At 72.0% G+C, this 10,432-nt stretch carries 8 protein-coding genes, 1 tRNA gene and 1 pseudogene; 6 read left to right on the forward strand and 4 right to left on the reverse strand.

Going from position 1 to position 10,432, the window contains the following annotated elements:
* Together ABT014_RS34120 and ABT014_RS34125 are read left to right on the forward strand one after the other, a co-directional pair.
* Positions 1 to 576: sigma-70 family RNA polymerase sigma factor (locus ABT014_RS34120; protein ID WP_350643685.1), on the forward strand; the 576-nt coding region annotated here is incomplete at its 5' end.
* 46 nt (positions 577 to 622) lie between these two features.
* Positions 623 to 710 (forward strand) — tRNA-Ile (locus ABT014_RS34125).
* 26 nt (positions 711 to 736) lie between these two features.
* Here ABT014_RS34125 and ABT014_RS34130 read toward each other — a convergent pair.
* From ABT014_RS34130 to ABT014_RS34145, 4 genes are all read right to left on the reverse strand, one after another.
* Positions 737 to 1,381: a putative DNA-mimic protein gene (locus ABT014_RS34130; RefSeq protein WP_350643687.1), complete on the reverse strand. Its 645-nt coding sequence runs from the start codon at positions 1,379 to 1,381 to the stop codon at positions 737 to 739.
* Between the two features lie 128 nt (positions 1,382 to 1,509).
* Positions 1,510 to 2,610 carry a C45 family autoproteolytic acyltransferase/hydrolase gene (locus tag ABT014_RS34135; RefSeq protein WP_350643689.1) on the reverse strand — a complete coding sequence of 367 codons (1,101 nt, stop codon included), beginning with the start codon at positions 2,608 to 2,610 and terminating at the stop codon, positions 1,510 to 1,512.
* Positions 2,607 to 4,304 (reverse strand): amidohydrolase, encoded by a 1,698-nt coding sequence (locus ABT014_RS34140; RefSeq protein WP_350643691.1) that lies wholly within the window; start codon positions 4,302 to 4,304, stop codon positions 2,607 to 2,609. The genes ABT014_RS34135 and ABT014_RS34140 overlap by 4 nt, the downstream gene beginning before the upstream one ends.
* Positions 4,305 to 4,314: 10 nt before the next feature.
* On the reverse strand, positions 4,315 to 5,784 hold the full coding sequence (locus ABT014_RS34145; RefSeq protein ID WP_350643693.1) for a purine-cytosine permease family protein: 1,470 nt from the start codon (positions 5,782 to 5,784) through the stop codon (positions 4,315 to 4,317).
* Positions 5,785 to 5,921: 137 nt separating this feature from the next.
* Between ABT014_RS34145 and ABT014_RS34150 the strand changes: the two genes are divergently transcribed.
* From ABT014_RS34150 to ABT014_RS34170, 4 genes and pseudogenes are all read left to right on the forward strand, one after another.
* Entirely contained in the window at positions 5,922 to 6,554 is a 633-nt protein-coding gene (locus tag ABT014_RS34150; RefSeq protein ID WP_350643695.1) for a TetR/AcrR family transcriptional regulator, read from the forward strand.
* 227 nt (positions 6,555 to 6,781) lie between these two features.
* Positions 6,782 to 7,414 carry a HEAT repeat domain-containing protein gene (locus tag ABT014_RS34155; RefSeq protein WP_350643697.1) on the forward strand — a complete coding sequence of 211 codons (633 nt, stop codon included), beginning with the start codon at positions 6,782 to 6,784 and terminating at the stop codon, positions 7,412 to 7,414.
* 1,564 nt (positions 7,415 to 8,978) lie between these two features.
* Positions 8,979 to 10,202 carry an alpha/beta hydrolase family protein gene (locus ABT014_RS34165; protein WP_350643699.1) on the forward strand — a complete coding sequence of 408 codons (1,224 nt, stop codon included), beginning with the start codon at positions 8,979 to 8,981 and terminating at the stop codon, positions 10,200 to 10,202.
* A gap of 57 nt (positions 10,203 to 10,259) precedes the next feature.
* Positions 10,260 to 10,432: pseudogene (locus tag ABT014_RS34170) on the forward strand (nuclear transport factor 2 family protein); the annotation flags it as partial.

Consider the following 10,432-nt stretch of genomic DNA (forward strand, 5'->3'; position numbering starts at 1 on the left):
GGCCTGATCAAGGCGATCGACCGGTTCGACCCGGCGCAGGGCGTGGAGTTCACCACCTTCGCCATCCCGACCATCGCCGGCGAGATCAAGCGCTTCTTCCGGGACACCGGCTGGATGGTCCACGTCCCCCGGCGCCTGCAGGAGCTGCGGATCACCCTGGCCAAGGCCACCGACGAACTCCAGCAGCTCCACGACCGCGCCCCCACCACCGCCGAACTCGCCGAACACCTCTCCATGGACGAGGCCGAGATCCGCGAGGGCATCGTCGCCGCCCGCGCCCAGACCGCCGGCTCCCTCGACATCGGCTCGGGCTCCGACTCCGACGACGGCCCCACCCTCGGCGACCGGATCGCCTTCGAGGAGCGCGACTACGAACTCGTCCTGAGCTGCCAGGCCCTCAAGCCCGCCATCGCCGCCCTGACCGACCGCGAACGCGAACTCCTCACCCTGCGCTTCGGCTCCGAGCTGACCCAGGCCGAGATCGGCCAGCAGCTCGGCTACTCCCAGATGCACATCTCCCGCATGCTCAAGCGGACGCTCGGCAAGCTGCGCGAAGCCCTGCTGGCCGAAGACTGAGATCGGGTGTCCCGAGGACACGTCAAGGTCGGGCGGGCCCCGGTGGGGAGAGGCACCCCGGTCGACTCATCGGGCGCCTGATGACCGAGCAGGGTCCCCTGGGGCCCGCGCAGGTTCGAATCCTGCCCTCTCCGCCTGTGGTCGGGGATTTCGTCGGGTGTCAGTGGAAGACGATGGCGTGGCCGTCGGCCATGCTGGCCCGGCAGGCGCGGTAGAGCTGGTGCCAGATGAACTTCTCCGCCACGAAGGGTTCGCCGGTTCGCAGGCCGGCCAGGATCGACGCCTCGGCGGCCGGGAGCGTGCCGGCGGCGTCGAGGTGGATGCCGAGGGACGGTGCGAGGCGGACCAGCTCGGCCAGCAGGCGCTGGCTGGAGCCGACCATGCCGTGGCCGTCGACGCCCGCCTCGGGTCCGAGGAAGAGTGGATCGTCGAAGTCGACCGGTACGTAGTAGCCGGAGTCGTCCGCGTGGCAGAGGAGATGGGAGGCGAGCACGGCCGTCTCGTCGTCGATCTTCCGGCGGTCGCGGTCGTACTGCGCGGGGTCGGTCTCCAGCGCGGAGGTGACCGGCTCACCGTACTCGGAGAGGACGAAGGCCCGGCGCAGGTGGGTCAGATGGTCGTAGGGGAAGCCGGCCAGGACGGCGGCTATGACCGGAGGATCGCTGATCTCCGGTTCCTGCCAGTCGATGCCGACGGCCGCGAGTGCCGCGCTGAGGCGCGCGAACGCGTCGCGGTGGTGGGCGAGCCCCTCGGGGTCGTGGGAGGCCAGATCCTCCAGCAGCCCCACGGTGATGAAAAGTCCCATGGCCGCGGAGCGTAGCGGGCACCACCGACAGCATCGTCAGCAGCGGTCGCCCCGGCCCGGCCCGGCTCACCGTCACTGTCGGGTCGCTGTTGGACGGGCCGGACCGGTGGGGCTGGTGGGAGGTGCGGTCACGCGTGGAGGGTGTGCCAGGGTCGGGTGGTGCGTTCGGCGGGGGTGCCGTCGAGCACGCGGGCGGTGCGGTTGGCCGGGTCGAGGAGGACGGTGGCCAGGCTCGCCCAGCGGTGCCCCGGCGGGCCGGTGAGGTCGGGGATGCAGGTCACGGGGGGTTCCCCGGGGCCGGTCACCAGCCGTTCGATCAGGTCCTGTGCCTGCGTGACGGGTTCGCGGGCGATCCGGTCGCGGAGGAAGCCGTACCGCTGGCCGGAGTCGGGCTGGTAGAGCCAGGTCTTCTCGTGCTCGGCGGGCACGGTGGTGAGGAAGTGGTTGGTGCGCAGGTAGGTTCCGGGGGCGGTTGCGGGTGCCTCGTGGATACCGGCGGGGCTGAGGTCGAGGAGCAGGGCTTCGTGCTCGTCGAAGAGCAGGAAGGACCCGGAGGAGGTGAGGGGTGCCTCATGCAGGATCTGCACTGCGTGCCGGGCGCTGTCGGCCTCTTCCAGGAGGAGCGCGGCCAGGACGTGGACGGGCAGGCCGCCGACGCGGTCGTCCCGGTGGCCGAGGATGTTGAAGTGCAGGGCGACGCCGGCGCTGTTGACGCCGATCTTGGCGAGGATGCCGTGTTCGGTGATGCCGGTGTAGCGGTGGGTGGCGCCACCGGAGGTGATGGTGTGCCAGGCGTGGCTGAGTTCGACGTGCCAGTCCCAGGTCTGCACTCCGATGTGGGTGGCGGTCCCGGTGGGGGTGGGCAGGCGTTGTACGAGGGTGGAGCATTCGCCCGGCGGGACGGCGCGGCTGCGGGCGAGGATCTCGGTGCGGGCGTTGAGGGCGGCGATCTGCCAGGGTTCGACGGCGGCTCCGGCGGCGATGCCTTCGATCTGTGCGCTCAGGGTGGGGCGGAAGGCGTGGATCGCCTGGAGCGCGCGGTCGGCGTCGCCCCGGACGGTTGCGGGGTCGATGCCGGCGAGGGTGAAGAGGCGGTCGTAGCCGTCGAGTGCGTGGTGGAGGGTGGTGGCGAGCTGTCGGCCGCGGGCGTGTCCGCGTTCGCGCGGGTCGGTGGCGTGGACGGCGATGTGCGCGCGGTGGTCGGGGCGGGGGAAGGATGCTGGGGTCACGGGGTGCGTTCCTGTGCGGTGGGGGAGGGTGCGTGGTGCAGGGGGGTGCCGTCGACGATCGTGGCGAGGACGGGGTTGGCGGCTTGCTCCTCGGGGGTCAGATCGAGGGGGTTGCGGGCGAAGACGGTGAGGTCGGCGAGGTGGCCGGGGGCGATGCGGCCGAGTCGGCCGGTGGCGCCGGCGGCGGCGGCCGGGGCGTGGGTCATGGCCGCATAGGCCTCGCGCGCGGTGATCCGCTGGCCGGGTTGGACGGGGGCGGTGTCCGGTTGCTCGACCGGGCGGCGCAGTTGGGCGTCGGCGAGGGCGGTGCGCGGGTCGGCGACGCCGATCGGCCAGTCGGAGCCGAGCGCGATGGTGGCGCCGTGGTCGAGCAGGTCCCGGGTGCGCCAACCGTGGGCGACTCGTTGCGGGCCGATCCGCAGGGACCAGTTGTCACTCTGGTCGGGGCTGGTGAGTCGGGTGGCGTGGGCGGGTTGGAGGCCGGCGACGACGCCGAGGGCGGCGAAGCGGGGGAGCAGGTCGTCGGGGATCGATTCGAGGTGTTCGATGCGGTGCGGGGCGGACGGGGCGTGGCCGGTCTCCTCGATCACGTCGAGGGCGGTGCGCACGGCCCGGTCGCCGATGGCGTGGGTGGCGGTGGGGATGTCGCGTTCGGTGAAGAAGCGGACGGCTTCGCGGTAGCGGTCGACGTTCTTCCACAGGCTGTGGTGGTTCTGGCCGTGCAGGTCGGGGAGTTCGAACCAGGCGGTGCCGTTGTCGGCGGTGCCGTCGAGCATGAACTTGGCGCCGGCGACGTGCCAGCGGCGGCCGGCGAGGTGCTGCTGGGCGGCGACGGTCTCCCAGACCTCGCGGGTGGAGTCGGCGGGTACCAGGGGTGAGCAGCGCACCCGTAGCGGCAGGTCGCCGTCCGTCTCGATCCGCCGGTAGACGTCCTCGGAGGGCGGGGCGAAGTCGAGTGCGTGCAGGCCGGTGAGGCCGGTGGCGGCGAACCGGTGCAGCCGGTCGGCGACGTGGGCGGCGGCCTCGGCCAGGGGCACCTCGGGGTAGTGGGCCAGGACGAGGTCCATGGCCTGGAGTTCGACGACGAAGCCGGTGGGCCGTCCGTCCGGTCCGGTGGCGATCCGGGAGGCGTCGTCGAAGGTCTCGGCGCCGGTCAGGCCGGTGCGGGCGACGGCGGCGGGGCTGATGACGAGGGAGTGCGCGTCGCGGGTCATGAGCGAGATCGGCACGCCGGGGAGGCGCTGTTCGAACGGGTGGCCGGTGGGCTCGGTGTCGAAGACGTTGATGTCGAGGTTGAAGCCGGTGACCCAGGGCTCGGCGTCGTTGCCCGGGGTGCCGGCCGGCTGACCGGGGGCGTGGCCGGTGGTGGGGCCGGGCCTTCGGGCGGCGAGGTGCTCGGCGATGCGCGCGCAGACGGCGTCGAGGGTGGTCAGGCCGTCGAGGTCCAGGCCGGTGCCGGTCTCGATGGCGCCCCACACCGGGTGGGCGTGGGGGTCGGTGAGCCCGGGGGTGAGGGTTGCGTCGGGGAACACGAGGACGGTGGTGGAGGGTCCCGTCCACCGGTCGAGGAGGTCCTCGCCACCGAGGGCGAGGATCCGTCCGTCGCGGACGGCGACCACGGTGTCGGTGGCCGGGCCGGGCACGGGGTCGAAGTTCTCGATCCGTGCCACGTGCAGGATGAGGTCGGCAGTCATGGTCGCTCTCTCAGTGCTGGACGGTCGCGGCGGGCCTGGGCGGCACCACGGCGACGGCGGGTGGCAGGGTGCCGAAGGCCCGGGACAGGGCCCAGTGCAGGACCGCCGAGCCGAGGATCCCGACGGGGACGGCGAGGTTGAGCCCGCCCATGGCCGCGGAGAGCGGGCCGGCCCAGGTGCCGGTGCCGGCGCAGAGGGTGGCGGCGACGGTGCCGCCGAGGGTGGCCAGCGCGCCGGCCCGGTTGACGCCCGCGCGGTACCAGAAGGGGCTGGTGCGGCTCTGGTCATGGAGCTGCTCGCCGTCGTAGCGGTTGCGCCGCAGGACCATGTCGGTGGCGTAGACGGCCATGCAGGGGCCGGTGATGACGACGACGAGTTCCATCAGGGTGTTGACGGCGGTCAGGAAGTCGAAGACCAGGAGGGCGAAGAGCGTCATGGCGGTGCCGATCAGCCCGACGACCAGCACGGCGAGCACGCGGTGCAGCCGGATGCCGACGGACTGCATCGACAGGCCAGAGCTGTAGGCGGTGATGCCGTTGTTGGCAACGGTGTTGAGCACCACGGCGATGACCAGGACGGGGGCGAACCAGGACGGCATGACGCTCTCCAGCGCGGCCTGCGGGTCGCTCATGTCGAGGGTGGTGGCGGCGAGGGAGCCGATCGCGGTGAACAGGACGCTCGGCAGGAAGGCGCCGAGCGCGGTCCACAGCGTGATGGCCTTCGCGCTGGTGTCCCGGGGCAGGTAGCGGGAGAGGTCGGGGCTGTTGGAGTAGGACAGCGGGGCGGAGGCGACGATGGTGAATCCGGAGGCCAGGACGGCCAGCCGGTGGAGGCCGGTGAGGGGTTCGGCCGGGGTGTAGGACCAGTCGGTCCGGGTGAGGACCAGGACGGTGACGGCGAGGAACACCACGGTGAGCAGGATGCTCAGCGCGCCGTAGAGGCGGACGATCGTCGCGTGCCCGTAGATCGCGACCAGGATGGTGGCGCCCGCGATCAGGCAGACGACCAGGGCGTCCACGGCGGGGGTGTCGGGGAGGCCGATCCGGCCGGTGAGGCCGAGCCCGGCGACGGAGGCCGCCGACCAGTTCAGCGCGAGGTAGAGCGAGGCGATCAGCCAGCCGGTGAGCACGACGACCTTGTTGCCGACGACGCCGTACATGGCGCGGGAGATCACGGAACCGGAGGTGCCGGCGGCGGGGCCGCTGACGGCGATGAAGCCGGTGAGGAGCCACAGGAGATTGCCGGCGACGGTGACGGCGAGGGCCTCGGCGAGCGAGAGGCCGGTCAGGATCAGGGCGCCGCCGACCACGAAGCTGAGGTAGCTCACGTTCGGCGCGGCCCAGAGCGTGAACAGTTCGCGGGCCCGGCCGTGCCGCTCGGAGTCGGGTACGCAGTCGATGCCGCGGCTCTCGAACGAACCGGCGCGGTCCTGTCCGGAGGAGGCCGCGGCCACGACGGGGCCGGTTGCAGAACGCTCCATGGGGGTTCCTTCGGTGGGGGAGACGGCGGCACCGCCCCGGGTGGGTGAGGCCCGGGAGGGTGGCGGCGAGGGGAGCCGACCCTTATTGATGCTGACACCAATAGCCTGTTGGTGCGATATCCAATAGGCTGTTCCTCATGACGTCAACCCCCCAGGCCGCCCGGACCCGCAAGTCCGCCGAGGAGCGCCGGCGCGAGATCCTGCAGGCCGCGGCCCGCCTGTCGCTGGAACGCGGACTGGAACGCACGACGATGCAGCAGGTCGCCGACGAGCTGGGGGTGCGCCCCGGCCTGATCGGCCACTACTTCCCGAGCATCGACGAGCTGCTGTGCGAGGCGTTCGCCTGCGCGGTGACCGGCGAACGCGAGTCGCTGCTCCCGCAGGCCGACGCCGTGCTCGCGCCCACCCGACGCCTCGGCCGCCTGCTGCACCGCCTCAACGGCGAGGACTTCGTCGACTTCGGCCGGCTCTGGCTCAACGCCCGCCACCTCTCCCGCTACCGCCCCACGCTGAACGCCGTGGTCGCCGAGCAGGAGGCGATCATGCGCGACGCCCTGACCGCCGTGATCGAGGACGGCGTGCGCACCGGCGAGTTCACCACCCCGGACCCGCTGGGCGCGTGCCTGGTCATCCTGGTGGCGATCGACGGACTCGGCACCTACGCGAACGACACATCGCCGTTCACCCACCCCGCGCTGGACACCCTCGTCTTCACCACGGCCGAACGCGAACTCGGCCTGCCGGCGGGCACGTTGCACGACATCGACTGAACGGGGCGCATCGGGTCGCCCGCGCCGGGCGGGACTGGGGCGAGGACGCCGGTCCGGCCGGCGACGAGTTGTCCACCGACTTCGGCTGATCCGTGGTCCGGGGTCGTCCCGTGCCGGATCATCTTGGTGGACGGGTGGGGGCGGTCCGCCGTACGGGGCCGAATCGCCCTGTCGGAGCAAGGGCATACGTTGCCGACGAAGACTGAGTCGCCGAGAAGGGGGTCGCGATGGCACTGACATTGGACGGGGCCGTGGCGCAGCTCGGCCATCGGCATTCACCCAAGCGGCGTTCCGCCGCATCGCGCCTGCGCCGGCTCGCCGGCCCGGCCGCGGGCCCGGCGCTGATGGAGGCCCTTCAGCGGGAGGTTCGTGACGCCCGCACATGGGAGACCCAGTACCAAATCGTGATGGCCCTCGGAACGTGCGGCCACCGGGCCGCTCTCGGCATGCTCCGTGATCTTGCCCAGCGCCCTTTCGAGGCCACCACGGTGTATGTCGCGCTCGGCGACGCCGTTGTCCGGCTCAGCGCCCCCGACGGCACGGTCGATTCGCTGCGCTGGTGTCTGGGCGCCGGCACTCCGATGCTCGCCGACGGCGCCCTGCGCGCCGTCGCCGTGCAGCGCCTCACACTGGATGGGGCCACGATCGACCACGTTCTCGATTTCCTCGGACCCCTGGACCCTCTCGACGGTCTCCGATTCTGGGCTGCCGTAGCCGCGGCGGGATGGACAGGCCCCCGCGTTCGAGGGTTCCTCCAGGAGTGCATGGCCGGTCCCCGGGCCGACGTGGCCGACGCGGCCACCTCATCCCTGCAGGGCAAGTACCTGACCCAGGCTGTTTCGTTCGGAGCATCTTGCTGACCGGATGAAGATGGCGGCGATGTGGAGTCCGGCGAGTGGATGGTGGCCGACCGCGACCCCTTCTGCTGGTGCCGGGCAGCGGGCAGGTCGGCGTCCGATCGGGCCGCCGGGGCATTCTGGATGCGCGAGGGTGTGCGGAGTCGGGTTTTATGGGCGGGGTTGCCGCGCGGGCCCGCTGTCCGGATGCGGTACGGGGTGGGCGCGGCCACCTCGTGGCCGACGTGGGCGTGGGTCGTTGCGGGCGCTTCGAGGGGGTTGACCGGGTCCATGGCGTCCATGCCCTCGTGGAGCTCCTCGAGTTCGGTGCGCCTCACTCACTCCAGTGTTGCCGGCACCGCTGATGTCCGCCATGCCAGTTTCCCCCCTTTTGTGCCGTGCCGGCGGGGCGCCCCGGGAGAAGGATCCGCACGGTGCCCCAGCTGTCCTGGCGCCCGCCCTGAGGGTTGCGCGCCCGCGGTGGCTCGAAAGGCGGGAAGGCCGTCCTCGGTAGGCATTCCCGGCGCGTCGATGTCCGCCACGGCGGCCACGACTACCGTTTCACGCCCACCACCGCCAGGTGCAGTGTCCTGCGGCGCGACGGGGCCCGGATCGGCGAACTGCGCCGTTCGGCCGACGGCAGTGTGGCGGCGCAGTGGAGTCCCGGCGCTGCCGTGACCGGCCTGGAAGCCGCGCTGGCGTACACCCTGGCGGCGGCCTTCGGGGCAGGTTCCCCCGGGTTCGTGAGGTCCGCCGTCGGCGAGGGGGCCGTCTCGCCGCCGTTCTGACGCAGCGGCGTGGGTGCGGGCGCGGCGGCATGCGCCTCCACCTGGGCGGCCGGCGTGGACGGGGACCCAGAATGCCAGCAGGCTCTGCGCGCCGAGCACCACCGCGGGCAGGTCGTCGATCGGGCGCGTGAGGCCGCCCACGGCTCCCGGCACGGGCTGGAGGCTGTGCCCCGCGGTCCGGTCGGCCCCGCTGTCGGTCCGCTCTGCACCGCCCTTGCCCGCATCCCGCGCGCAGGCGACCACCACCTGACCGACAACGACCACCTGGCCGTGTGCGATCCCAACCGCCACCTCGGCCCCACCATCCTGCAACAGGTCATCAGCTGGCTGGAGCGGCGCCTGCTCGGCAGCACGTGGCGGGCGGGGGCCGGCCGAGGGTGCGCCGCAGCTCGTTCTGACTGCCCGGCGGCTCGGGATGTCCTCCTTCCACTCGCGGTCCATGCCGTTCCTGGCCGCCGCTCAGCGTCGCGCCGGACGCGAGACTCGGCGCCGCCGGCGCGGTCGTCGACTGCGAGCAGACCCTGCTGTGCACCTACCTCCCCGCCGTCCTGCGACCGGGTTTGCGAGTACGGCCGGTCCGCGGTGCCGGGTTGGTGGCCGTCGCCGAGGGTGGCGGCGTTCTTGGCGGGTGCGTACGGGATGCCGCCGGGCCGGCCGGCGAGGTGAGGGTGCGTGCGGCGGCTTGTTCCGGAGGCACTTCCTCTTCCAACTCGCAGGCACAGATATTTGCTTAATGGCGCCCGGGGGTCTACAGTCCTCATCACAAGCACAGATCAGTGCTTAATGCCGAGGAGGTTGTCATGAAGAACCTGCTGTTCCCGAACAACACCCAGTTCTGGTACGAGACCCTGCGCTCGATGAGCCACATCGCCTACGGCGGCGCCGACTTCGGCGAGGTCGTCGCCACCGGCGAGCGCATCGTCGAGGGTGACTACGACAGCTGGCACACCGAGTGGCTGGCCACCGCGGACCGGGTGGCCGAGGAGGCCGAGCGCGCGCTGAAGGCAGGTCACAAGGTCAGCGCCCGGGACGGGTTCCTGCGGGCCTCCAACTACTACCGCTCCGCCGAGTTCTTCCTGCACGGCAACCCGTGCGATCCCCGCCACGACCACGCGTACGACCGCAGCGTGGCCTGCTTCCGGGCGGCGGCGGCGCTGTTCACCCCGGTCATCGAGCCGGTCGAGATCCCTTACGAGGGCACCACGCTGCCCGGCTACCTCTACCGGGTCGACACCTCCGGCACGCCGCGCCCGACCGTGATCATGCACTCCGGTTTCGACGGCACCGCCGAGGAGATGCACTTCGGCGGCGCGATGGCGGCGGTGGAGCGCGGCTACACCGTGCTGGCCTTCGACGGTCCCGGCCAGCCCGGACCGCTCCACCACCAGGGCCTGGTCTTCCGGACCGACTGGGAGAACGTCATCACCCCTGTGATCGACTTCGCCGAGACGCTCCCCGAGGTCGACAACAACCGGATCGCGCTGCTGGGTTCCAGCATGGGCGGCCTGCTCGCCCCCAGGGCCGCGGCCTTCGAGCACCGGCTGGCCGCCTGCATAGCCGTCGACGGTGTCTTCGACCTCGGCGAGGTCTCCGTGCGCTTCACCCCCTACGACCGCGAGGAGGCCGAGCGGCTGCTGCGCGCCGAGCACGCTCCCGAGCTCGACGCGGCCCTCGACGCGGTCATGGCCCACAACCCCACCGCACGCTGGGCGTTCAACCACGGCATGTACGTCATGGGCGTCGACACCCCCCGCGCCTTCGGTGCCGCCTACCTCGACCACACCCTCGCCGGCGGCATCGCCGAGAAGATCCAGTGCCCCACCCTGGTCTGCGACGCCGAGGAGGACGAGTTCTTCAAGGGCCAGCCCGCGCAGCTCTACGACCACCTCACCTGCCCCAAGACCCTGATGCACTTCACCGTGGCGGAGGGCGCCGGCGCCCACTGCCACCCCGGCGCCATGCGCCTCGCCCTGGCCCGCATCTACGACTGGCTCGACGACACCCTCGCCACCACCAACGCCTGACACCCACCCCACCAAGCACCGCACACCCCCATCCGAAACCGCTCCCAAGGACCCGCCATGACCAGCACCACCGTCCGCACCGACATCCGCACCGCCCTGACCGACCTGCTCCTCACCCCGGGCCTCAGCCTGGATGAGGCCGCCGAGCGGCACTTCGCCCCCGACTACCGCCAGCGCACCGACGGCGAGTGGGCCGACCGCACCGAGTTCCTCGCGCACATCGCGCACCT

It is taken from the genome of Kitasatospora sp. NPDC094015 (assembly GCF_040304075.1).
Lineage (GTDB): Bacteria > Actinomycetota > Actinomycetes > Streptomycetales > Streptomycetaceae > Kitasatospora.